This is a genomic window from Comamonas sp. Tr-654 (assembly GCF_011752915.1).
Taxonomy (GTDB): Bacteria; Pseudomonadota; Gammaproteobacteria; order Burkholderiales; family Burkholderiaceae_C; genus Comamonas.
In genome coordinates, this window is sequence record NZ_VWWQ01000006.1 from 373,079 (window position 1) to 397,089 (window position 24,011).

The following is a 24,011-nucleotide window of genomic DNA, read 5'->3' on the forward strand; positions in this document are numbered from 1 at the left end:
CCTTACCCATCAATTCCATCAAAACACATGAAACGACTTCCCATAACGGCCTTGCTGGCCGTTTTCTTTGGCTGGCTGCTGTGGTCGGTCTCGGTGCGTCAGGCGGCGCTGTTTGCCGTGGGCATAGGCCTGGGCGCGGTGCTGGCCGGCAAGCGCTTTGGCTTCACCACAGGCTGGCGCATGCTGGTCGAGGAAAAAGACGGCAGTGGCATCTTTGGCCAGTTGCTGCTGCTGGCGCTGGCTGCGGCACTGGCCATGCCTTTGCTGGGCCATTTCCCGGAGCTGACGGCTGCTCTGGGCCCACCCAGCATCAGCCTGCTGGTCGGTGCCTTTGTATTCGGCCTGTGCATGCAGATCGCCGACGGTTGCGGCAGCGGCACCCTCTACAAGGCGGGCATGGGCATCCCCATGAACACCGCCATACTGCCTTTGTTTGCGATCGGCAGCTTTCTGGGCAGTCTGCACCTGGGCTGGTGGCTGGACCTGGGCAATACCGCCCCCGTGGGCCTGGTCACGCAATGGGGCTGGGCTCCAGCGCTGATCGCCACGCTGGTCGCGCTGGCCGCGATCGCGGCAGGCGTGGCCCTGTATGTGAAAAAGGCCAATGCCGCCCTGAACCGCCCGGCCAAGCCGCTGCTGGTGCGCAAATGGCTGGTCGGTGCCGTGCTGCTGGCCATCCTGGCTACGCTCAACCTGATCATTGCGGGCCAGCCCTGGGGCGTGGTCTACGGATTTGGTCTGTGGGCCGCCAAGATCGCCAATGCCACGGGCGCCGTCGATCTGGCCAGCAACTGGTTCTGGAGCCAGCCCGGCAATGCCGCGCGTCTGCACGAGACCGTGCTGCTGGACGTGACCAGCATCACCAATATCGGAATTCTGGGCGGCGCATTGTGGATTGCCGCCGGCAAGCCCGCGGCAGCCAAGGCACTGACAGGCACACAATGGGTCGTGGCCCTGGTGGCGGGTCTGGTGCTCGGCTACAGCTCGCGCCTGGCTTTCGGCTGCAATGTGGGCGCCATGCTCTCGGGCATCTCCACCGGCTCCATCCACGGCTGGATCTGGGTCCCACTGGCATTTGCAGGCACCATCTTCGGTCTGCGCATCCGCCGCCATTTCGGCTTCTGAGCAAGGAACAACCATGACCTCACCAAGCACCTTGCGCACCGTATTCTGGGCCGTGCTGCTCGTCTTTCTGGCCTGGGACTTTCATACATCGCCAGCCATCGACCTGCGCTTCGAAGCGCCGCTGATTGCCGCCGGCTCCGGCCAGGCCGCACAGGGCGGGCATTGCTCCATGCCTGCCGGCAAGTAAGCGCCCCGCCCCCCACCCGACGCCCTGCCCAAGGAATGGTCAGGGCGTTTTTCTTTGGGGCCTGCTCAGGCCTCGGGCTTTTCCAGCTCGAAGCCGGCCGCCTCCCAGGCCGTCAGGCCACCGGACAATGGCCGGACATTGTGAAATCCCGCACGCTGCAATTGTCTGGCCACGCGCGCGGCGGAGATTTCGTCGGGGCAGTCGCAATACACGACCAGGCCATGCTCATGCCGCTCGCGCGGCAGCAAATGCTCGTAGGCCGCTCTGCCCTTGCCCTGATGCGCCAGCCAGGAGCTGGCACCGGGAATATGGCCCTGACCGAAGAGCAGGGGTTCGCGCACATCGATCACCGTCGGCGTGATGCCCTGGGCGTTGAGCCCCGCCAGTTCCTCGACCGACATGCGCGGCATCTTCAGCGAACGCACCACGCGCTGCCTCTGCCACCACTTGCGCGCCACGAAGACCGCGAACGCCACGCACAGCAGCAGCAGCCCCCATTTGCCCAGGGCCGTCAGCACATCGAGCAAATCCTGCACCGTGGAGCTGAACAGCGAGCCCAGAAACACTGCCGAGCCCACCCAGATCAGGGCCCCCAGCGTATCGAACAGCACAAAGGTGCGCAGCGGCGTGCCCACCACGCCGGCCAGCGCGCTGGCGATGGAGGCAAAGCCCGGCACAAACTTGGCCACCAACAAAGACCTGGCGCCCCAGCGACCATAGACGGACTCGGTCTGACGGATGCAGGCATCGGGCGAGAGCGAAATGCGGCAGATACGTCCCAGCACCCGGTGCCCATAGGCCCTGCCTGCGTGGTACCAGAGCACATCGGCCATCAGCGCTGCGGCCACCGCAATCACGGTGAGCCAGCCCAGGCGCGCCAGGCTGCCGCCCTCCAGCGCTCCGGTCACCACCAGCACCGGATAGGCCGGGATGGGTGCGCCCAGCTGCTCCACCAGCACGTTGAGAAAGACAATGCCGAAGCCGTATTCCCGAATCAGATCGACGACAAAACCCATGACCCACGCTCCTTACCCCGACCGGGCTTAGCCACCGATGCTAGCGAGACGCGAACATCCCCGGGGCTGCGAGGTTGTTGCGCTTCAAGCCTGGTGCAGATGGGAGAGAACGGCCTCGAAATGCGTGCTCACGTTGAGCGCCGGTGCATGGCCGCAGTCCGGCACTTCCAGCCAGGTCAGCAGACCTCGGACACCGGGGCCGCGCTGCTGCATTTGCTCGGCCACCGGCTTGAGCACCAGATCGGACTCCTCGCCGCGCAGCAACAGCACGGGCAGTTGCAACGCGTCATAGTGATCCCAGAGCAAATAGTCGTTGTCATGCGCGGTGAACTGCTCGATCATGCGCGGGTCGTAGTGCGGGGTGACGCGACCGTCGTCGCAACGGCGCGTGCTGGTCTCGGTCAGCTTGCGCCACTCGAAATCGCTGAGCCAGCCATAGGGCTTGTAGGCCGCGCGGAAAAAGCCTTCCAGCTCGGCGACGGTGTCGAACACAGGCGGCCGGCCCGCGTAGCTCTTGATGCGGGCAAGCGCAGCCTCGGCCAGCTCGGGCGCATTGTCGTTGAGCGTGAGCGTGAGAATGCGCTGCCTGAGATCCGGCTCGAACAGGCCGGATGCGCAGACCGTGCCTATCGCACCGCCCATGCTAGTCCCCACCCAGTGCACCTGCTGCAGCGCCAGCGCATCCATCAGCTCGCGCGCCAGACGGGCATAGAAGCGCAGCCGATATTCCTCGCGCGGGTTGCGGCTCCACTGGCTCAGGCCTCGGCCCAGCGTATCCGGGCAGATGACGCGATAGCCTTGCGCCACGAGAAACTGCGCCAGTGCATCCATGTCGCGGCCCGTGCGTGCCAGGCCATGCCAGGCAATCACCGTGGCCTTGGTCGGGCCTTGCGGCTGCCAGTCAAGGTAATGAATCTCATAGCCCGCGCAAAGGGCATAGCAAGACGCGGGCAGGGGCAAGGCGGGAGATGTCTGGCTCATGATTCTGAATGAAATTAGCCTTCAGCGCTTATGCATAAAGCGCTTCAAGCTATGAAATAAGAAGTAGCAATCAACCCTTGTGCGACGCTGCTGCACGCAGCCGTCCGACCACGCCCGTGGGAAAGTAATAGACCGAGAGCACAAACAGCAGGCCCAGCCATAGCAGCCAGCGGTCGGGCGACAGCAGGGCCGACAGCCATGGCAGACTGGCGGCGGCTTCGCTGCCCAGCCTCAGCAAATCCTGCAGATAGCTTTGCGCGACCAGAAAGATGACGGAGCCGATCACCGCACCATAGATCGTGCCCATGCCGCCGATGACGACGATGAGCAGGCAGTCCATCATGATCTCGAAGGACAGCGTGGTGTCCGGGCCGTTGTAGCGCAGCCAGACCGCCAGCATGGCACCGGCCACGCAGGCGAACAGGGCCGAGAGCACGCTGGAGGTGGTGCGATAAATCACCACGCGGTAGCCAATGGCTTCAGCACGGAACTCGTTCTCGCGAATCGCCTGCAGCACGCGGCCGAAGGGCGAATTGACGATGCGCAGCAGCATCAGCACCAGCAGCAGCGCCAGCACAAACAGCAGGTAGTAGCTGATGATCCTGCCGTCGATGAGGATGCCGAAGATCTCGTTCTCGAACGGCTCGAAGCTGGGCGACAGCCATTCGGGCATCTTGAAGGTCAGGCCGTCCTCGCCTCCCGTCCAGTCGGACAGCTGCGAAGCCAGGGTCTGGAATGCGGCCGCCACGGCCAGCGTGATCATGGCAAAGAAGATGGCACGCACACGCAGCGAGAACAGGCCGATGGCCAGGGACAGGAGCAGCGAGACCAGCAGCGCCGCCCCCAGCCCCAGGGCCAGCGCACCCCAGCCCGCCCCCAGCTTGCCGGAGGCAATGGCCACGCCATAGGCGCCTATGCCGAAGAACATGGTGTGGGCAAAGCTGACGATGCCGGTATAGCCCAGCAGCAGGTCAAAGCTGGCCACCAGCACCACAAAGATCAGCACCTTGGCCGCCACATTGAGCGCCTTGACACCGGAAAAGGCAAATGGTGCCACGGCAAGGCCGATGAAGATCGCCAGCAGCATCAGCGCCAGGATGCAACTGCGCGGCAGGTCGCCCGAGAGCAAACGGTTCAACATCCAACTAACCTTTCATCTCTTTGGTGGCGAATTGCTCGAACTGGGCATGCACCCGGCCAGCGGCCACCAAGCAAGGGCCGCCCCAAAGCGAGGGGGCTGGCGCGAAACGACTCGCGGAGCATCTCATCGGTTCGCCACCGGATAGACACCCTGTGGCCGCCAGAGCAGGATGGCGACCATCAGTGCGATATTGGAAAACAGCGCCACCTTGGGCACGAGAAAGCCCGTGTAGTTGGCCATCAGCCCCACCAGCAGCGCTCCGATGAGAGCGCCGCCGGTGCTGCCCAGCCCGCCGATGATGATGACGATGAAGATCAGCACATTGACCTGGGCGCCCATCTGCGGGATCACGTTCTGCTGGTACAGCCCCCACATCACGCCGCCCAGTCCGGCCAGGGCCGAGCCGGCCACAAACACGCCGATAAACAGGCTGCGCACCCGGTAGCCAAGCGCCTCGACCATCTCTCGATCCTGCACTCCGGCGCGGATCAGCAGGCCCAGCTTGGTGCGTGCCAGCGTCCAGGCCAGCCCTGCAAACACCAGCGCGCCCACCAGCACGGCAAACACGCGGTACTTCTCCACGGCCGCATCGCCCAGCAGCCACGCCCCCTTCATGGCATCGGGCAGGGGCAGCGGTATCTGCTGCGGGCCCCAGATGACCTTGATCAACTCCTCGCCGATGATCATGCCGCCCATGGTGATGAGAATCTGCTTGAGATGCTGACCATAGACAGGGCGCACGATGAAGCGCTCGAACGCCAGACCCACGGCGCCGGCCACCAGCATCGCCACCAGCATGGCTGGAAAGACGGCGGCCAGATTGCGCCAGAGCTGGTCCGAGCCGGTCCAGTCGCCCATGACGCCGAGCACGCTGGTGGCCACAAAGGCGCCGAGCGCGATAAACACGCCGTGCCCGAAGTTCAGCACATCCATGAGGCCAAACACCAGCGTCAGACCCGAAGCGATGATGAAGACGATCATGCCCATGGCCAAGCCTGCAACCGTCAGCGTCAGCCAGGTACTGGGCGAGCCCACCAGCGGCAGCGTCACCAGCGCCAGCAGCGGCACCAGCAACAGCGGCTTGTAATCCATATCCTTGAAGCTCATGCAGGCTCCCTCCGATTGCCCGCCAACACGGCCAGATCCATGGCGGCTTGCGAGTGAGACATAAAGACGGATGGCATATCCGATGCGACTCCCTTCATAAGGACAGCCCCAGCAGCGTCTGCTGCAGCTGCACGTCGGCCGCCAGATCGGCCATGCGGCCCGCGTGGATGACACGGCCGTTGTCCATCACGGCCACGCCGTCGCCCAGGCGTTTGGCGAAGTCGATGTTCTGCTCCACCAGCAAGATGCTCACGCCGCCGGCCTTGAGCTGGGCAAAGGCCTCGATCATGTTGTTGATGATGGAGGGAGCCAGGCCCTTGCTGGGCTCGTCGACGATCAGCAGATCGCGCGGCTCCACAATGGCGCGCGCCACGGCCACCATCTGCTTCTGCCCGCCGCTGAGCTTGCCCGCAGGCGCATTCCAGAACTTCTGCACGGCCGGGAACAGCTGGTAGATCCAGTCCAGCCGTGCAGCATCCATCTGGCCTGCATGGGCGGCGGCGCGGGCCGCCAGCAGCAGGTTTTCCTTGACCGTGAGATCGGCAAAGATGCCCATGTTCTCGGGCACATAGGCGATATTCAGGCGTGCAATGGCCGGCGTGGACAGCTGGGCAATGTCCTTCTGCGCAAACCGGATGCGGCCCTGGCTGGCCTGCCACAGGCCCATGATGGTGCGCAGCGTGGTGGTCTTGCCGGCGCCGTTGCGGCCCAACAGCATGGTGACCTCGCCCTGCGGCACGATCAGGTCCACGCCATGCAGTATGTGATAGGCGCCTATATGGGTATGGACGCCGGACAGTTGCAGCAAGGGGGCGGATGCCTGGCTCATGCGTCCTCCTTCACTGCATTGCCGAGATAGGCCTGCTGCACCACAGGCGAGGCGATGACCTCGGCAGGCTTGCCGTCGGCCACCAGTTGTCCATTGGTCAGCACGATGATGCGATCGGCGAGTTCGCGCACCACATCCATCTTGTGCTCCACCAGCAGGATGATCTTGCTGCGGTCTTTTTTGAGTTCGCGTATCAGGTCCAGAATCACCGGTGCCTCGTCATGGCTCATGCCCGCCGTGGGCTCGTCAAACATATAGACCTGCGGCTCCAGCGCCATCAGCAGCGCCACCTCCAGCTTGCGCTGGTCGCCGTGCGGTAGGCTGGCGACGACGGTATCGGCCCGCTCGGACATGGAGACCCGCTCCAGGATTTGCCGCGCACGCTGCGTGACCGCCTCGTGATCGCTCCAGATGCTCCAGAGGTTCAAGCCGCGGCGATGCGCCCCCGTCATGCTGGCCTGTACCGCCAGCCGCACGTTCTCCTGCACGCTCAGATTCGGAAAGAGATTCGTGAGCTGAAAGGCCCGGCCCAGCCCGGCGCGCGTACGCGCCGATGCGGGCAGGCCGCTCAGATCGCGGCCCTCCAAGGTGACCGTGCCGGAGCTGGCTTTGAGCTGGCCCGAGATCAGGTTGAAATAAGTGGTCTTCCCGGCCCCATTGGGGCCCACGATGGCCGTGAGCGTGCCCGGCTCGAACGAGCAGGTCACCGCGTTCACGGCCACATGGCCCCCAAAGCGGATGGTGAGATCTTGCGTTGCCAGAATGCCCATGGAAGCGGATCTTTCCTTCTCGAATGCGTGCGGTCGCTGCTCAGGGGCAGGTTCCGATCACGTAGTAGTTGCTGCCGGTCTGCTTCAGCGTGGTGGTGTAGAACACATTCCACAAGCCCATGTTCTGGCCCGAGCCGTTGGCATAGGCATAGCCACCTTGCTGATAGGCGCGGTTGGCCTGCACATGGGCGTAATTGCTGGCCGTGGTGCAGGTGCCCGCAGGATTGCTGCCGGTCAGTGTCGAAGCGCTCACCGCAGCAGAGTCGGCACTTTCTGCGCCATTGCCGTCCACGGCCCGCACCGTCCAGCTGTAGCTGGTGGCAGGGCTCAGCGCCGCATCGACGTAGCTGGTGGCATAGACCGTGAGCGCGTTGGCCTTGTTGCCGTTGCGATAAACGTTGTAGCCCGCCGCGCTGGTCACTGGAGCCCAGTCCAGCTGCATGCTGGTGCTGGTGGCAGCTGACGCACCCAGCCCCGTGGGAGCGGCCAGGGCTGGCTGGGTCGGGTTTCCTCCGCCGTTGCCGCCACCGGTGCCGGAGCCCGCGCCGGAGGCGATGCGATCGATCATGGCCTTGATGGCCGTCATCTGCACGCCGCTCTTTTGCGCAAAGTTATTGCCATACCAGCCTATCCAGTCCCAGCAAGCATTGGGATTGGCCAGCGAACCGCTCTTGCTCGTGTTGCGGTTGTTGTTGTCCACCTGGGTCTGCGGGTACAGCACGATGATGTTGTTGGTATCCGCCCAGCGGCTGAAGCCCGTGTTCCTGACGAACTTGTCGCCAATCTTGTCCGTGCTCTGCTGGCAACCGTGCAGCACCACATGCAGCTTGCACTGCGTGCCGCTGGCGCAGCTCTGCGGCACATAGAGCCAGCCGGTGCTGGCCATGCCGGGATTGGCATTGGAATAGGCCGACTGGTTGAACTCGATGTAGTTGCCGGTGGCCGGCGCATCGTTGCGCGGATTGAGCACACCATAGAAATGCGTGAGAGCGGCCTTGGCGCCGTCATAGCCGCAATTGCTGATATAGGGCGAAGCGCTGCTGCTGCAGGCATTGTTGCCGCTGCTGTCGAAGTCGGTAGGCAGCACATGGGCAGCCCCCGAGCGCTTGACATAGGCGATATTGGCCTGCGGCACGCCATTGTTCAGATACTGGGTCTGCAGCGCATCGGTGAGGTTGGGGCCCACCGTGTAGTCGCTGGTGCCCGTGAAGATATAGATCTTCTGTGCCGCGATCCGGCTCTTGGCGTCGATGCTGCCAGCGCTGCTGTAACTGTCGATGCTGGACTGCATGGCATTGAGCTGCGCGCTGCTGATGCTGGCGTTGTACATGCAGGCCGTGTAATTGTTCAGGCCGGCGCACATATACGGGCCGGCCGCGAAGATGCCCACCCCCATGAAGCTTGCCGAATAGGCATTGCCCAGTTGATTGGCCATGAAGCCGCCCGACGACAGGCCCGACACGCTGATCTGGTCGGTGGCAATGTTGTATTGCCCCAGCGGCACGGCCGCCCCCGCGGCCAGGTTCACGCCACCCCATAGCGCCAGCGCGGCAACGCCGCTTCTCCAGGATTGAATTCGCATGCTTTGTCTCCGTGAATCGTTGAAATAGGAATGAGCAATGCCAGCCCTCGTGTTTCCGAGGGTTCATCAATTGAGAGGACGTGTGGGCGCGGGAGAATCTCCCGGCCGGATCAGCGCTGGTTGCGCACAGGAACGTTCATTTCCTCAGGCTTGATCTCGCGCACCAGCTCGGGAACGCCCCAGGCCATGGCCGGATCGTTCTTGATCCTGAAGTGGTACATGCTCTGCATGGCCTGGTGATCTTCCTTGCGGAAGGTCATGACGCCCTTGGGTGTATCGAAGCTCATGCCTTCCATGGCCTTGATCAAGGCATTGGTCTTGGTGTCGCCGCCGGTCTTCTTGAGTGCCGTGACGATGGCCATCGCGGCCGAGAAGCCGCCCGCCGTGAAGAAGTCCGGCGGGGCCTTGAACTGCTTGTAGCTCATGGAGACCATGGCTTCGTTCACCGGGTTCTTGGGAATGCCGAAGTAATAGTAGGTGGCACCCTCCATGCCCGGCAGATTCTTGTAGGCAGCCATGGCCGGCAGGATGTTGCCACCCGTGGCAATCTCGATGCCGTAGCGCTTGAGGTCCATGTCGGCGATCTTGAAGGGATTGCCGGCACCAGCCCAGACAATCCAGATCACCTTCTTGCCCGGGACATCCTTGAGCCTGTCGATCAGGCGCTGGGCGCCGGCCGTGAAATCGGTGGTGGCCGCAGGCAGATATTCCTCGTGCGCCAGCTTGCCCTTCTTGACCGCTTCCTTGAAGGCCTTGACGCCGTCACGGCCGAAGGCATTGTCCTGGGCCAGTGTCGCAATCGTCACTCCGGGCTTGTCGATGGCCACGGCATTACTGATCGCATCCTGGCTGGAGTTGCGGCCCGTACGGAAGATGTACTTGTTCCACTTGTCGCCGGTGATGGAGTCGGCCACGGCGGGCTCGACGATCAGGATCTTCTTGTACTCCTCGGCCACGGGCAGCATGGCCAGCGCCACGCCCGACGCGCTGGGGCCGACTGCCAGATCGGCCTTGTCGTCCGAATAGGCGGCAGCCAGCAGGCTCTTGCCCAGGTCGGGCTTGCCCTGGTCATCCTTTTCGATGAGCACCAGCTTCTTGCCTGCCACCGTCATGCTGCCGCCCGTGGCGTATTCCAGTCCCATCAGCAGCCCGGCCTGCGTCTGCTTGCCGTAGGCCTCCAGCGGCCCGGTCTTGCTGTAGACATGGGCGATGCGGATTTCGGATTGAGCCAGAGCCCCCGGAACATGGGCGGCCATGGCGGCCAGGGCCGCGAACTGCAGCAGGCTGCGCTTGTGCATGGTTTGTCTCCTTGATGTTTGCGGTGGTTCCGCTTGTCTTTGTATGGTGTGCAGTTAGCAGTCTTCGTGCCAGTCTGGTTTTCCTCTGAGCCCTGTTATGGCCCGCGCCCTTCTGCCTGAAAATCAGACAGAAAATGTCTTTAAAGAAGACACTGCGCGTTTTCCATACACCACTTCAGGCTTGGCCTCGGCCGGGGTTCAAGCGCCATGAAAAAAGGATCACCGCAGTGATCCTTGTGTTCTTTACGCTGCATCGCGCTTCTTGTCGAATTCCAGCAGTCGCACGGCGTTGTCCTTGAGAATGCCAGGCATGACCTCGGGCTTGAAGCCGGCGACCTCGAAGTCCTTCATCCAGCGCTCCGGTGTGATCAGCGGGAAGTCGCTGCCGAACAGCACACGGTCCTTGAGCAAGGTGTTGGCATACTGCACCAGTTGCTTGGGGAAATACTTGGGACTCCAGCCCGAAAGATCGATCCAGACATTGGGCTTGTGCAGCGCCACCGAGATCGCCTCGTCCTGCCAAGGAAAGCTGGGATGGGCCATGACGATCTGCATATCGCCGAAGTCCACGGCCACATCGTCCAGCAGCATTGGGTTGCTATAGGCCAAGCGCAGACCGCCGCCGCACTTCATGCCGCTGCCGATGCCGCTGTGGCCGGTGTGGAAGATGGCAGGCAGCTTGTAGTGGTTGATGACCTCGTAGATGGGCCAGGCCATGCGGTCGTAGGGATGAAAGCCCTGCACCGTGGGGTGGAACTTGAAACCCTTGACGCCGCATTCGGTGATCAGGCGCTCGGCCTCGCGTGCTCCCATCTTGCCCTTGTGCGGGTCGATGCTGGCGAACGCCACCATCATGTCGCTGTTCTCGCGCGCAGCATCGGCAATCTCTTCGTTGGGGATGCGGCGACGGCCCAGTTGCGCCTCGCTGTCCACCGTGAACATCACCAGACCGATCTTGCGCTCGCGGTAATAGGCAATGGTTTCGGCGATCGTCGGGCGCAGCGAACTGCCGAAATATTTGTCGGCCGCGCGGTCGTACTCCTCGCCATAGCTGTCAAAGGGATTGCGGCAGCTGACTTCCGCATGGGTGTGGAAGTCGATGGCGATCAGATCTTGATGATTCATGGGTGGGTCTGCTTTGGGTATTGAGTCAAATCAGCCTCAAGCGCTTGTCACGCCTGCGGCACATGCTCTCGAAATTGAATGAAGAAATCAATGCTCGATGGATTGGCCATGGCATCGGGGCTGGCCACCTTGGCGGCGTCTGCGCCCAGCAGCAGCTTGCGCACAGGCACCTCCATCTTCTTGCCGGTGAGGGTGCGCGGAATCTCGGCCACTTGCACCACCACATTGGGCACATGGCGTGCCGACGCCTTGGTCTTGATGACGTTCTTGATCTGAGCGGTCAGCTCGCCCGTCAATGCCTGGCCTTCGGCCAGAGTCACGAACAGCGGCATGAAGGAAGGTCGGCCCAGATATTCGAGGTCGACCACCAGGCTGTCCTTGACGGCGTCGAGCTCCTCGACGACACGGTAGATCTCTGCCGTGCCCATGCGTATGCCGAAGCGGTTGATGGTGCTGTCCGAGCGCCCGTAGATCACGGCCGTGCCGCGCTCGCTGAACTCGATCCAGTCGCCATGGCGCCAGTAGCCGGCAAACACATCGAAATAGCTGTCGTGGTAGCGCGCCCCGCTCTCGTCGTTCCAGAAGAAAACGGGCATGGAGGGCATGGGCTCGGTAATCACCAGCTCGCCGACTTCGGCAACCACCTTCTGGCCCTGTTCGTTGAAGGCATGGGCGGCCACGCCGAGTTCGCGGCACTGAATCTCGCCCGCATTGACGGGCAGTATGGGAGAGCAGGCCACAAAGCCCGAGGCGATATCCGTGCCGCCACTGATCGAAGCCAGCCACAGATCACTTTTGACGTTCTCGTAGACCCAGGCGTAGGCATCGAGAGGCAGCGGCGAGCCCGTGGAGTTGATGGCACGCAGTTTCTCGAACTGGCGTCCCTTCTTCGGCGAGACACCATCCTTCATGCTCTTGATGAGGAAGGCCGCGCCGCAACCGAAGATGCTGACCTGGTATTGGTCGATGAAGTCCCAGAGCGCATCATCATGGGGCGCCGTCGGGTTGCCGTCGGACAGGACCACGGTCGCGCCAGCCAGCAGGCTGCCTATCATCAGATTCCAGACAATCCAGCCCGTGCTGCCCAGGAACATGAAGCGATCTCCGGGCAAGACATCGTGCTGCAGGCGATTGGTCTTGAGGTGAGTGAGCACGATGCCGCCATGGCTGTGCACCATGGCCTTGGGCAGGCCGGTGGTTCCCGAGGAGTACACCACCCATAGCGGATGGGAGAACGGCAGGCGCTCGAACTGCAGCGGCGCTGCATGGCGCGTTGCCTCGTCCCAGCTCATGCACTCACGCCAGGGCACGGCAGCATGCTCGGCATCGCTGCCGAACAGGGGCCCCGGCACATGAATCACCCGGGCGATGTCGGGCAGGCCCTGGAGTACCTCGTCCAGCACTTCACGACGATCGAACTGCCTGCCGGCATAGGTGTAGCTGTCGGTCGCAAAAATCAGCTTGGGCGCAATCTGCTGGAAGCGGTCCAGCACCACGGAAACACCCATCTCCGGCGCGCAGCTGGACCAGATGGCGCCAATGCTGGCGCAGGCCAAAAAGGCCACCACAGTCTGCAGCACATTGGGCAGATAGGCCACCACGCGGTCGCCACGCCCTATGCCCAAACCGCGCAGGCTTGCCGCCAGGGCGCCCACATCGCGCTGCAACTGCTGCCAGGAGACTTCGACCGGAGCTTGGTCCTCGCAACGCGCAATGATGGCCGGACGCTGATCGCTGACCTGGCGGAAGATGTGCTCTGCGTAGTTGAGCCGGGTGTCTGGGAACCACTCGGCACCTGGCATCTTGCGGCTTGCCAGCACCTGCGTCGGGTCGCCATCGGCCTGAATGTCGAAGTAGTCCCAGATGGAGCGCCAGAAGCCTTCGATATCGGTTGCCGACCATTGCCACAGCGCGTCATAGTTGGAGAAATCACGGCCACGGCTGTCGCGCAGCCAGTTCATGTAATGCCACAGGCCGCTTTGCTCCTGCTGCTGCTGGGTGGGCCTCCACATTTCCTGCCCCTGTACCAATGCCATGCTGTCTCCGGACTCAAATTAGATATTTTTTATAACTATAAAAACAAACCAAGTCCTATCCACCAAGGGCAATCCCTAGCATGACTCAGAAATTCAGCTTCTCGAGCCGGTCGTACAGCTTGGCGCGCGATATGCCGAGCGTCCTTGCCACCGCCAGCTTGTTGCCACCATGGGCCTGCATCGCGGCCCGTATGGCGCGGGTTTCGAGATCGGCCATTTGCTCGGCCAGCGGCTTGAGCAGATCGCTCGTCGCGGGGATTGCCGCCATGGTCTCCTGAGTCAGGGGCTGCCGATGCGGCGCCTGAGGCTCGACCCCGGATGAGCGCAGCACCTGCGCCAGCAGGCCGGCATCAATGTGCGAGTCATCGCAGCGCATGGCTGCCTGCTCCAGCACATTGCGCAGCTCCCGAGTATTGCCGCGCCAGACCTGTGCGATCAGCAGTTCCAGTGCGCCCTTGCCCAGCTCCGGCGGAACCATGTCGTTGCGCAGCGCCAGGTCCTCGCAGAGCATTTCCACCAGGGCCGGGATATCGCTGCTGCGCTCGCGCAGCGGCGGCACGCGTACGGGCAGCACATGCAGCCGGTAGAACAGGTCTTCGCGGAAGCGCCCGTCGCGCACCATCTGCAGCAGATCGCGAGAAGTGGCGGCCACCACGCGCACATCGAAATGCACGATCTGGTTGGAGCCCAGCGGCTCGATCTCGCCTTCCTGCAAGGCCCGCAGCAGCTTGGCCTGCAGGCTGGCGGGCATGTCGCCGATTTCGTCGAGAAACAGGGTGCCGCCATCGGCGAGCTTGAACTTGCCGTCACGTGTCTTGCGATCGGCTCCGGTAAATGCGCCCGGTGCCACACCGAAGAACTCGGCCTCCAGCAGCGTCTCGGGAATGGCCGCGATATTAACGCTCACAAAAGGACCGGCAGACCGCGCCGATGCGGCATGGATGGCATGGGCCAGCACCTCCTTGCCGGTACCGGTCTCGCCCAGCAACAGCACCGGGCTCATGGACTGGGCCGCCCGCCGCGCCTGGCGCTTGACCTCGACCGCAGCCGGGCTGCTGCCCACAAAACTGGCAAAGCTGTATTTGCTGCGGCGCGACCCTTGTACGGACGCCTGCAAGCTGCGGCTGCGCTGGGCAGCCAGCTCGCGCCTCGCCTCATCGAGATCGCGCTGCAGCATCGCGAACTTGCTGATCAGCGGCTGCAAGGTCGTCTCGGGCTGGTCGAACAGCACAATGCCGATGGCACCGATCACGCTTCCCTCATCGTCATGCAGCGGCAGGCGGCTGACGACAAAGGTTCCGGCGCTATTGGTCAGCAGATCGATCAGGACCGGCTTGCCGGTCTCCAGCACGCCCCGCATCTGGGTGTTGGGGATGACCTCCTCCACCATATGCCCGAGAAAGTCGCCCACACCGGCCACGCCCAGGCGCGGCAAAAAACGCTCGTAGCCTTTGTTGACCCAGACGATGCGCCCGCTCCTGTCGACCAGAAACATGCCCTGGCTCATTGAAGAGAACAGCTGAAACATGGACCGTGCCGCCAGGGCATAGATGCCGTCGGCATCTTCGGGTAGCTCGCAAGCGAAATCGTGGGGTAGCAGTTGGCTCATTTCCATCGCGTCATGGTAGGGCGACATTGAAGCCCAACCATCAGCACAGACCTGTAGCCGCTCTCCTGTGCGCCGCCCATGCCTGAGCGGACAACGCATCCACGCTTATGGACCGAGCCTGCCTCCATAAAAAAATCCCCTGTCCGGCTCACCGGACAGGGGATGTGAATGCAACGGGCTCCATGCGTGAAGCACCCGCAGCAGGCTAGGAAACCGGACTCAGGCGGTGCTTGCCTCCCGGGCATGCTTGGCCTGCGACAAGCGCTTGAGCACGCGGGGAATGATCAGCACGGCCAGCACGATGATGATCAGCGTCAGCGACATGGGACGTTGCAGGAAGATCCACCAGCTGCCCTCGCCGATCGAGACGGCGTTGCGCATCTGGGCTTCGGCCAGGGGGCCGAGGATCATGCCCACCACCACAGGTGCGGTGGGGAAGTCGAAGCGGCGCATGATCACGCCCAGCACGCCGATGCCGTAGAGCAGGAACAGATCGAAGGCGCTCTGACGCATGCCGTAGGCACCGACGGTTGCGAAGATCAGAATGCCGGCATACAACTGGGGACGTGGAATCTTCAAAAGCTTGACCCACAGGCCCACCATGGGCAGGTTCAGCACCAGCAGCATCACGTTGCCGATGTACAGCGAGGCAATCAGCGCCCAGACCAGCGCCGCCGAGCTAGTAAACAGCTGGGGGCCGGGGTTGATGCCGTAGTTCTGGAAAGCGCCCAGCAGCACGGCCGTGGTGTTGCTGGTGGGAATACCCAGGGTCAGCAGCGGAATCAGTGCCGCAGTCACGGTCGCATTGTTGGCGGCTTCCGGACCGGCCACGCCTTCGATGGCGCCCCTGCTGCCGAACTCGGCCTTGTCTTCGCCCTTGGCCAGCTTCTTTTCGGTCGCATAGCTCAGGAAGGTCGGAATCTCGGTACCGCCGGCAGGAATGCAGCCGAACGGTGTGCCCAGCAGCGTGCCGCGCATCCAGGCGGGCCAGGAACGCTTCCAGTCGCGCTTGGTCATGTGCACACGCGTCAGCTTGTTCTGGGATTCCTCGACCTTGCCTTCATACATGGCGGCATACAGCACTTCAGCCACGGCAAACAGACCCACGGCCACCAGCACGATATCGATGCCGTCCAGCAGCTCCATCTTGCCGCCGGTATAGCGCGCCGCACCGGAGATCTGGTCCATGCCGATGCAACCCGCAGCCAGACCTACAAACAGCGCCGTCATGCCGCGCAGCGTGCTCTGGCCCAGCACGGCACTCACGGTGGTGAAGGCCAGCACCATGAGCATGAAGTACTCGGGCGGGCCCAGTTTCACGGCGAAGTCAGCCACATAGGGAGCGAACAGGGTCACCACCACGGTGGCAAAGGTACCCGCGAAAAACGAGCCGATCGCAGCGGTTGCCAGCGCCGCCCCGGCTCGGCCGCTCTTGGCCATCTTGTTGCCTTCCATGGCCGTGACCATGGATGCCGTCTCGCCGGGCGTGTTCAGCAGAATCGAGGTGGTCGAGCCACCGTACATGGCACCGTAGTAGATGCCGGCGAAAAAGATCATGGATGCCGTCACATCCACCTTGGCGGTGATGGGCAGCAGCATGGCCACGGCCACGGCCGGGCCGATACCGGGCAGCACGCCCACAGCCGTACCCAGGGCACAGCCCACCAGAGCCCACAGCAGATTGGCAGGCGTGATGGCCGTGGCAAAGCCAGCCATCAAAGCATTGAAAATATCCATTACAGCCACCCCGTTTCAGTCAGACCAGGCAGATTGATGGCCAGGAACTGGGTAAACATCCAGAACACCGGTGCCGCAATCAGCAGCCCCGTGATCACATCCTTGACCCAAGTGCTTGGTGCGGACGCCTGCGACTGATGCGAAGCGCGGCGCAAGCCCTGCACGGCCAGCACATAGCAGATGGTGCAGCTGAAAATAAAGCCCAGGGTACTGATCAAGGCCGCGTTCACCAGCAGACCTGCCGAGACCCAAGCAAAGGGCAGGATGTCGGCCTTGGGCTGGCCGCCCGGGTCGGCCGCATGGCGAAAACCACCGCTGCGTGCTTCCCAGATCAGCAAGGCACCGCAGATACCCAGCACCACTGCACAGACCCAGGGCAGGAAATTGGGGCCGACGCCGCCATAGCCGGAGTCCGAAGGAATTTGCAGTGCGCCAAAGGCCAGTCCCGCAGCGACCAGCAGCACGCCCGCACCGACAATGGTTTGCGCTCTCTTGGACGGTACGTTGGGGCTCTGCGGCTCGTCGGGGTCTGCATAGGCCGAAACCTGTGCGGCCTCCGCTGCCCGGGCCAGATCTTGGAAGGAATCAGACATGATGAATGCGTTTGATTTCAGTGGTTTTCGGAACCCGCCGGAGCCGCCTTGCGGCAGCTCCTACGGCATCATGGGGTTGCACAAACCCTGGCTTGCGCCATCAGGAGCAGGCCATCAATCAGTGCGGGGGAGAAACAGCAGGACACAACGCGATCAGGGCTGAAGTCACCAGCCCTGTGCCATGTCCTCGGAGCGTGTTCACGCTCCAGAGGCCGCTGCAGAACGCAGCGGCCAGGTGATCATCAGATCATGCCGGACTTGGCCATGGTGGCGCGCAGGCTGGCGAACTCGTCATCCACAAACTTGCCGAAGGCATCGCCGCCCAGCCAGGCAGGCGTCCAGTCGTTCTTCTGCAGCGCTTCGGCCCAGGCCTTGCTCTTGGTGGCCTTTTCGATCTGGGCGACCAGCTCGTCGCGCTGGGCCTTGGAGATGCCGGGAGCACCATACACACCGCGCCAGTTGCCGATTTCCACGTTGATGCCCTGCTCCTTGAGCGTGGGAACGCTGGACGCTGCACCCTTAAGGCGCTGGGCCGAGGTCACGCCGATGGGCTTCATCTTGCCGGTCGCGATGTATTCGGCAAACTCGCTGAAGCCGCTGCCGCCCACGGTGACGTTGCCGCCCAGGATGGCGGAGATGGCCTCGCCGCCCCCACGGAAAGCCACATAGTTGATCTTGGCAGGGTCCACGCCCACTTCACGGGCGATCATGGCCGCAGCAATGTGCTCGGTGGAACCGCGCGAACCACCACCCCACTTGACGGAGCCGGGATCCTTCTTGAGCTGGGCCACCACTTCCGCCATGTTCTTGAACGGCGAGTTGGCGGGCAGCACAAACACGTTGTATTCGCTGGTCAGGCGCGCCAAAGGCGTGGCCTGGCTCAGGTTGACGGGAGGCTTGCCGGTAATGATGCCGCCCAGCATCACGGCGCCCATGACCATCATGGCATTGGGATCACCCTTGCTGCCGTTGACGAACTGAGCCAGGCCGATGGCACCGGCAGCACCGCCCTTGTTGTCATAAGTGACGGAAGAAGCCACACCTGCGTCCTGCAAGGCCTTGCCCAGGGCACGGCCTGTCGTGTCCCAGCCGCCACCCGGGTTGGCGGGCAGCATCATCTTGATGGCTGCCGCGGCCTGGGCCGACAGGGGCAAAGCACCGGCCGCCGCCAGGGCTGCCAGAGACTTCAGAAACGTATCACGACGCATGATGTACTCCTTATGTAGTTAGTGGGTGCAATCATGGACAGCCTGCCTGTCAAACAGCTGTCCAATCACCTAGGGCTATCCCTTAAGCAGCCCTGGTAGTTTCACGACTTGTCTGCGCATTCGCAGCTCGGTGCTATGTTCGGCAACATGCAATTACTGCTTGTTGAAGATGACTCCGCCATGCGCACCACGCTGCAGCGCACCCTGATGCGTCGCGGCCTGAATGTGGATGTGGCGGCCGACGGCCCCAGCGCCCTGGCCCACTGGCAGACCCGCGAACCCGATGCCGTGGTGCTGGACCTGAGCCTGCCCGGCCTCGACGGCCTGCAGGTGCTGGAGCGCGCCCGCGCCCTGGGCCTGCGCACACCGGTCCTGATCCTGACCGCGCGCGGTACCGTGGGCGACCGCGTCATGGGCCTCAATGCCGGTGCCGACGACTATCTGGCCAAGCCCTTTGACCTCGACGAGCTTGAAGCACGCCTGCGCGCCCTGCTGCGTCGCAGCCAGGACAGCTTCACACCCCGAGCAGGTTCCGAGGCCGTCGTCCTGGGCGCATTGCGTTATGAGAAGGAAAGCGGCGCGATCTATCTCGACGACAAGGTCCTGGAGCTGACCCCGCGCGAGCTGTCCATGATGCATGCACTGCTGGCGCGCCCCGGCCATGCGGTCACCAAGGAGCGGCTGTTCAGCCTGGTCTTCCCCGGCGAGGTCGATGTGCAATACGAGGCTGTGGAAGTCGTGGCCTACCGCCTGCGCAAAAAGCTGGGCGGCACCGGCGTTCAACTGGTCACCCTGCGCGGCCTGGGCTATCTGGTCAAGGCCGAGGCGTCGGCATGACAGCCCGCCCGGCAAGGACGCGACCGAAGACAGCCTGGTCGCTGCGGCGCCTGCTGCTCACCGGCATCCTGCTGCCCGTACTACTGCTGATTGCCCTCAATGCCTGGAGCCTCTATCAGCAGACGCTGGCATCGCTGCACACGGCTTATGACAGAACCCTGCTGGCCTCGGCCAAGAGCATCAGCGAACAGATCGGCGTTACCGGATACGACGAGCACGCACAGCTGCGCGCCATCGTCCCCTATTCGGCGCTGGAAATCTTCGAGGCCGACAACCAGAGCCGCATGTTCTACCGCGTCTCCACGCTGGACGGACAGCTGATTTCGGGCTTTGCGGAGCTGCCTGTCTGGAACGGCAGGATTCCGCAGCGCCCCCCTTATGCGGCGCTGGTGGACTTCTATGACGACGAGTTTCGCGGCCACCCCGTGCGCGTGGCCGTGCTGCTGCAGCCGGTTGCCAGTGCCGACGGACGCGGCATGGCCGTGATCCAGGTCGCCGAAACCCTGGAGCTGCGCGAATCCCTGGCCTTGCAGATTCTGCGTGACACTCTGATTCGTCAGGCCCTGCTGGTGATGGTCGTCGCTCTGATCGTCATCATCGTGGTGCAGCGCGCCACTCAGCCCATACGCCAGCTCAGCCAGGATCTGCAGGGCCGTGCCCAGGGAGATCTGAGTCCGCTGGCTGCACCCGAGATGCCGCGCGAAGTCCAGCCCCTGCTGGAGGCTACCAACCAGACCATGCAGCGCCTGCAAGGCTTGCTGAGCAACCAGAAGCGCTTTGTGCGCGACGCCTCGCACCAGTTGCGCACGCCGCTGGCGGTACTCAAGGTTCAGGTGCAGTCGGCCAAGCGCGGCGATATTCCTCCGGCTCAGGCCTTTGCCGAGATCGACGACACGGTGGACCGCGCCACCCGCGTCGCCAACCAGATGCTGGCCCTGGCCAAGGTCGAACAGCTACGCCAGGAAGACAGCAACCAGAGCAGCACCATGCTCGCCCAGCTCGACGATATCGTGCGCGACGTGGCGCTGGAGCTATCCCCGCTGATTGCCGATCACGACATGGACTTCGGTATCGAAACCCAGGCCTGCTGCGTGGCCGCCCATGAATGGATGCTGCGCGAGCTAACCCGCAACCTGCTGCACAACGCCATACGCCACACACCCAGGCACGGGAGTCTGCAGGTCGATGTGCGCGCGTACGGCGGCATGGCGCAGCTGAGTATCGAAGACAGCGGCAGCGGCATCGACGATGAACTGGCCCAGCGACTGTTCCAGCCTTTTTCGGCGGGCAACGCGCGCAGCGGCTCGGGCCTGGGCCTGGCCATCTGCCAGGAGATCGTTCAAACCCTGGGCGGCCAGATCGAGCTGCGCAATCTGCATGACGGACTCGGCCGCGTGCGTGGCCTGCAGGCGCTGATTCAGCTGCCCCTGCACAATGGCGATGCCCAGGACATGGATACTGCACTGACTTGAATCGCCATCCCTTCACGCCGCAAAATACCGACATGAGTGAAACTGAATCCATGCGTCTGGACAAATGGCTGTGGTGCGCGCGGTTCTACAAGACCCGCAGCCTGGCTGTGGAGGAAATTGGCAAAGGCCGGGTCACGGTCAACAACGCCAATGCCAAGGCCTCGCGTGAAATCCGTCCGGGCGACCACATCCACCTGCGCCAGGGCAATATTCCCAGGGAAGTCATAGTGCGCGGGCTGAGCGGCATGCGCGGCCCGGCACCCGTGGCCCAACAGCTGTATGAGGAAACAGCGCAAAGCATTGCCCTGCGAGAACAGCTGGCCGAGCAGCGCCGTCTGGCCCCCGAGCCTGCAGCGACACTGGCGGCCCAGCACACCGGCCGCCCCACCAAGCGTGACCGCCGGGATATCGACCGCGTGCAACGCAGCAGCGGCTGGGGTGACCGTTGGAGCGCTTCCATCGATGACTGAAAGCCTTCGCCCATGAAGCGCAGGCTGCTGATCTCCACACTCTCCACCCTGGCAGTTGCGACAACCGGCGCCTTGAGCTGGTCCTGGCTGCGCAAGCGTCCGGGCAGTACCGAGCGTCGATCCGTGATCCAGACCGTCTTCAGCCAGGCGCTGCCGCCACTGAGCGCCCAGCATCTGCAGTTGATACGCCTGCTGCGGGTTCAGTGGATGCCCATAGAGTCGGGGGCACCCGGCTTCGATCCAGTGCAGCCCTTTGGCGGCGATCTGTCCACCCTCGAAACCGCCCAGCAGGTACTGCGCAGTCACGACCCTGCTCTGGCCACCCGGCTCCTGGCCGAGGTCTGCCTTTGGTTGCCGGAGTTTGTGGCAAACGCCTCCTTGGCGCCGGGTCGCTATGCCTTGCCGCCCGACTTCTCAGGTCAGGTGCCAGACAGCAGCTTCGACTTTCGTCCCGAACACTTGACGCTGCTGCATGCCGCCCTGTGGCGAGAGGTCGGTACCGATGACCTGCCTTATGTTTTGGCCGAGGAGGAAGACGGCCAGGCAATCTGGCCCCTGCCCTATATCGACGGCAAGCGGCCATATGGCGACCGCAGCTACTACCAGATCGATATGGCCGACATTCTGGGCAAGCCCTATGCCAGGAACGCACAGGGGCAGTACATTTTGCCGCCCCAGAAAGATGAGGCGCTCAAGCAGCTGCATCTGCAAACTCAAGCCGCATTGCAGATCCTGCTCATGCATGGAATGCCCTCGGGGATACGCAGCTTGGCGACCTGAATCGGGGCAGGGCTGTGGCAAAGCCACTCATAAAATATGAGCACTTAGCGCTTTATTAAAAAGCTTTTCAGGAAACTTTTACCTTGAAAAGCTTTCAAAGCTTGCGCAAGTAGCTCTTATTCAAGTAGCAATCAATACTCCTCGATGACCGCCGGACTCGCTCTTGCGCCTGGGCTGCTGCCACTCTTTTCATCTCCCTCGGCCTTCTTCGCGCATGTCTTCCTCTTTCTCAGCACCGCTTTCCTCTTTCTCCTCACGACCCTCCCGATGGCTGCGCCATGCCGGCATCGCAATGCTGGCCATCAGCAGCGCGGCATGCTCCGCCCGGATGCCTGCGCCCTCGGCAGCGGTCAGCCCCTCGTCGCTCATCCAGGTCAAGAATCCCACGCGCAGCACCCAGGGCTTTGAGCAATGCCCGCAGTTCTTTGCCAATGGCAAAGCACCCGTGCTCAGCGAGCAGCCCAAGCTGCGTGCGCTGTGCTATGACGCGTTTGCCGTGCTGCACAGCGGCCAGAGCAAGACTCCCGTCTTCGTCGCTCAACGTCTGAACAAGGCCCTGGTCGCCGATGCCGACGAAAAGCGCACCAACAAGTTCTACAGCGACGCCCGCCTGCCCCGCGATGAACGCGCCGAGCTGGACGACTACAAGCGCTCCGGCTACTCACGCGGCCACATGGCCCCCGCTGGTGACATGCCGACCGCACAGGCGATGGCTCAGAGCTTCTCGCTGGCCAATATGGTGCCCCAGTCCATCAAGCAGAACAGCGGCCCCTGGGCCCGCATCGAAAAAGACACGCGCAGCTATGCAAAACGGGCCCAGGGCGATGTCTACATCATCACCGGCCCGGTCTTTGACGCCGGGGCCGGCGCCGCCTCCGTCGGCCACAACCAGGTGCGTGTGCCCAGCTTTCTCTACAAGCTGGTCTATGACGCTCAGAGCCAGCGTGCCTGGGCGCACTGGCAGGCCAATGATGATGCGGCCCGCGTCACCGAGCCCATCAGCTACGCGGAGCTGGTGCGCCGCACCGGCATCGAATTCCTGCCCGGCGCTGCGCTGCAAGCCTCGGGCAAGCTCCAGCAGACATCCATGCTCCCTGCGCAGCGACACTGATTTCACGTGTCGCCAATCAAAAAGCCTGCTGGCGCAAGCCAGCAGGCTTTTTTATGGTTCTCTGCCTTACTTGCCCGGCTTGAACAATTCCAGCTCATCCGCCGTCAGCCAGCGCCATTGGCCTGGCTCCAGCTCTGCGGGCAGCTCCAGGCCGCCGATTCGCCTGCGATGCAGACCTTCGACCCGATTGCTCACGGCCGCAATCATGCGCTTGACCTGGTGATACTTGCCCTCGGTCAGCGTCAGATCCAGCACATGGCTGTCCACCTGCTCGCAGGCCGCTGCCTTGACGGGCTTGGGATCATCATCGAGCACGACACCATCCAGCAGCCGCTGTATCTGCTTGGCATCCACCGGGTGCTTGCAAGTCACCCGGTAAACCTTGGAGACATGCTTTTTGGGCGACGACATGCGGTGGATGAACTGGCCATCGTCGCTGAGCAGCAACATGCCGGTCGTATCCTGATCCAGACGCCCCACCGCCTGAACGCCTTGCACCGCCCCTTTGTTGGGTCGTTGGCGCAGCGGAGCCGGCAGCAAGGTATAGATGCTGGGATAGGCCGATGGCTTTTGCGAGCACTCGGTGCCTGCAGGCTTGTTCAGCAGCACATAACCCAGCTCGTGATACTCCCAATCCACGCCTTGCACCCTGAAACGCAGACCTTCAGGATCCACCTGCTGGGTGGAATCCAGGACCTTCTCCCAGTCAGAGGTCTGCGGGTTCCATAGCTCCACCCAGCCTTGCTGCACCAAGCCGGAGCAGACACGGCGAATGCCAAAGCCCTGTGAATACAACATGTCCTGCAGCTGCATGCTCATCCCTTCCCTGTCCGCTACTGCGCAAGCAATATCAAGAATAACGATTGATCAAATAAAAAACCCCGTAATCTTTCGACTACGGGGTTTTCACTGTAAGAGCCTGACGATGACCTACTTTCACACGGGAACCCGCACTATCATCGGCGCAAAGTCGTTTCACTGTCCTGTTCGGGATGGG

General features: G+C 62.9%; 22 protein-coding genes. 7 read left to right on the forward strand and 15 right to left on the reverse strand.

All coding sequences use genetic code 11. The features are described from left to right. Nucleotides 1-27: 27 nt before the first annotated feature. Together F3J24_RS19770 and F3J24_RS19775 are read left to right on the forward strand one after the other, a co-directional pair. A complete protein-coding gene (locus F3J24_RS19770) occupies nucleotides 28-1,125 on the forward strand; it encodes a YeeE/YedE thiosulfate transporter family protein (protein WP_167009909.1) in 1,098 nt (365 codons plus the stop codon). 13 nt (nucleotides 1,126-1,138) lie between these two features. Further along, entirely contained in the window at nucleotides 1,139-1,312 is a 174-nt protein-coding gene (locus F3J24_RS19775; RefSeq protein ID WP_003057543.1) for a hypothetical protein, read from the forward strand. Nucleotides 1,313-1,377: 65 nt separating this feature from the next. On the opposite strand, the gene F3J24_RS19780 is transcribed toward F3J24_RS19775, so the two are convergent. From F3J24_RS19780 to F3J24_RS19845, 14 genes are all read right to left on the reverse strand, one after another. Beyond that, on the reverse strand, nucleotides 1,378-2,328 hold the full coding sequence (locus F3J24_RS19780) for a VTT domain-containing protein (protein WP_167009911.1): 951 nt from the start codon (nucleotides 2,326-2,328) through the stop codon (nucleotides 1,378-1,380). Nucleotides 2,329-2,412: 84 nt separating this feature from the next. Further along, the gene (locus tag F3J24_RS19785; protein WP_167009913.1) at nucleotides 2,413-3,309 is read right to left on the reverse strand and encodes an alpha/beta fold hydrolase; all 897 of its coding nucleotides are present in this window, start codon (nucleotides 3,307-3,309) and stop codon (nucleotides 2,413-2,415) included. A gap of 70 nt (nucleotides 3,310-3,379) precedes the next feature. Then, the gene (locus tag F3J24_RS19790; RefSeq protein WP_167009915.1) at nucleotides 3,380-4,450 is read right to left on the reverse strand and encodes a branched-chain amino acid ABC transporter permease; all 1,071 of its coding nucleotides are present in this window, start codon (nucleotides 4,448-4,450) and stop codon (nucleotides 3,380-3,382) included. A 123-nt stretch (nucleotides 4,451-4,573) separates the two neighbouring features. After that, the gene (locus F3J24_RS19795) at nucleotides 4,574-5,557 is read right to left on the reverse strand and encodes a branched-chain amino acid ABC transporter permease (protein WP_003057547.1); all 984 of its coding nucleotides are present in this window, start codon (nucleotides 5,555-5,557) and stop codon (nucleotides 4,574-4,576) included. A gap of 94 nt (nucleotides 5,558-5,651) precedes the next feature. Beyond that, entirely contained in the window at nucleotides 5,652-6,386 is a 735-nt protein-coding gene (locus F3J24_RS19800) for an ABC transporter ATP-binding protein (protein WP_167009917.1), read from the reverse strand. Then, nucleotides 6,383-7,156 (reverse strand): ABC transporter ATP-binding protein, encoded by a 774-nt coding sequence (locus tag F3J24_RS19805; protein WP_167009920.1) that lies wholly within the window; start codon nucleotides 7,154-7,156, stop codon nucleotides 6,383-6,385. Before F3J24_RS19805 ends, F3J24_RS19800 begins: the two co-directional genes overlap by 4 nt. A gap of 40 nt (nucleotides 7,157-7,196) precedes the next feature. After that, complete coding sequence (locus F3J24_RS19810) at nucleotides 7,197-8,738, reverse strand: PHB depolymerase family esterase (protein WP_167009922.1); 1,542 nt, start codon at nucleotides 8,736-8,738, stop codon at nucleotides 7,197-7,199. 110 nt (nucleotides 8,739-8,848) lie between these two features. Next, nucleotides 8,849-10,036: a substrate-binding domain-containing protein gene (locus F3J24_RS19815; protein ID WP_167009924.1), complete on the reverse strand. Its 1,188-nt coding sequence runs from the start codon at nucleotides 10,034-10,036 to the stop codon at nucleotides 8,849-8,851. 243 nt (nucleotides 10,037-10,279) lie between these two features. After that, nucleotides 10,280-11,161: a 4-hydroxyphenyl-beta-ketoacyl-CoA hydrolase gene (locus tag F3J24_RS19820; protein ID WP_003057560.1), complete on the reverse strand. Its 882-nt coding sequence runs from the start codon at nucleotides 11,159-11,161 to the stop codon at nucleotides 10,280-10,282. Between the two features lie 47 nt (nucleotides 11,162-11,208). Continuing rightward, complete coding sequence (locus tag F3J24_RS19825) at nucleotides 11,209-13,197, reverse strand: acetoacetate--CoA ligase (RefSeq protein WP_167009926.1); 1,989 nt, start codon at nucleotides 13,195-13,197, stop codon at nucleotides 11,209-11,211. A gap of 85 nt (nucleotides 13,198-13,282) precedes the next feature. After that, complete coding sequence (locus F3J24_RS19830) at nucleotides 13,283-14,812, reverse strand: sigma-54 interaction domain-containing protein (protein ID WP_370527749.1); 1,530 nt, start codon at nucleotides 14,810-14,812, stop codon at nucleotides 13,283-13,285. Nucleotides 14,813-15,025: 213 nt separating this feature from the next. Next, complete coding sequence (locus F3J24_RS19835) at nucleotides 15,026-16,543, reverse strand: tripartite tricarboxylate transporter permease (protein ID WP_167009928.1); 1,518 nt, start codon at nucleotides 16,541-16,543, stop codon at nucleotides 15,026-15,028. After that, nucleotides 16,543-17,136, reverse strand: coding sequence for a tripartite tricarboxylate transporter TctB family protein (locus F3J24_RS19840; RefSeq protein ID WP_167009930.1), 594 nt, complete (start codon nucleotides 17,134-17,136; stop codon nucleotides 16,543-16,545). The genes F3J24_RS19835 and F3J24_RS19840 overlap by 1 nt, the downstream gene beginning before the upstream one ends. A 242-nt stretch (nucleotides 17,137-17,378) precedes the next feature. After that, nucleotides 17,379-18,344, reverse strand: a complete 966-nt coding sequence (locus F3J24_RS19845) for a tripartite tricarboxylate transporter substrate binding protein (protein ID WP_003057571.1) — start codon at nucleotides 18,342-18,344, stop codon at nucleotides 17,379-17,381. 135 nt (nucleotides 18,345-18,479) lie between these two features. Between F3J24_RS19845 and F3J24_RS19850 the strand changes: the two genes are divergently transcribed. The 5 genes from F3J24_RS19850 to F3J24_RS19875 all read left to right on the forward strand — a co-directional run bounded on the left by F3J24_RS19850 (nucleotide 18,480) and on the right by F3J24_RS19875 (nucleotide 23,014). Then, nucleotides 18,480-19,181, forward strand: coding sequence for a response regulator (locus F3J24_RS19850; protein ID WP_167009982.1), 702 nt, complete (start codon nucleotides 18,480-18,482; stop codon nucleotides 19,179-19,181). Further along, nucleotides 19,178-20,653, forward strand: coding sequence for a sensor histidine kinase (locus F3J24_RS19855; RefSeq protein ID WP_167009932.1), 1,476 nt, complete (start codon nucleotides 19,178-19,180; stop codon nucleotides 20,651-20,653). Before F3J24_RS19850 ends, F3J24_RS19855 begins: the two co-directional genes overlap by 4 nt. A gap of 32 nt (nucleotides 20,654-20,685) precedes the next feature. Further along, the gene (locus F3J24_RS19860; protein ID WP_167009934.1) at nucleotides 20,686-21,123 is read left to right on the forward strand and encodes an RNA-binding S4 domain-containing protein; all 438 of its coding nucleotides are present in this window, start codon (nucleotides 20,686-20,688) and stop codon (nucleotides 21,121-21,123) included. Between the two features lie 12 nt (nucleotides 21,124-21,135). Next, complete coding sequence (locus tag F3J24_RS19865) at nucleotides 21,136-21,903, forward strand: hypothetical protein (protein ID WP_167009935.1); 768 nt, start codon at nucleotides 21,136-21,138, stop codon at nucleotides 21,901-21,903. Nucleotides 21,904-22,195: 292 nt separating this feature from the next. Next, nucleotides 22,196-23,014, forward strand: coding sequence for a DNA/RNA non-specific endonuclease (locus F3J24_RS19875; protein WP_167009939.1), 819 nt, complete (start codon nucleotides 22,196-22,198; stop codon nucleotides 23,012-23,014). A 66-nt stretch (nucleotides 23,015-23,080) separates the two neighbouring features. On the opposite strand, the gene F3J24_RS19880 is transcribed toward F3J24_RS19875, so the two are convergent. Next, nucleotides 23,081-23,827: a 16S rRNA pseudouridine(516) synthase gene (locus F3J24_RS19880; RefSeq protein ID WP_167009941.1), complete on the reverse strand. Its 747-nt coding sequence runs from the start codon at nucleotides 23,825-23,827 to the stop codon at nucleotides 23,081-23,083. Nucleotides 23,828-24,011: the final 184 nt, after the last annotated feature.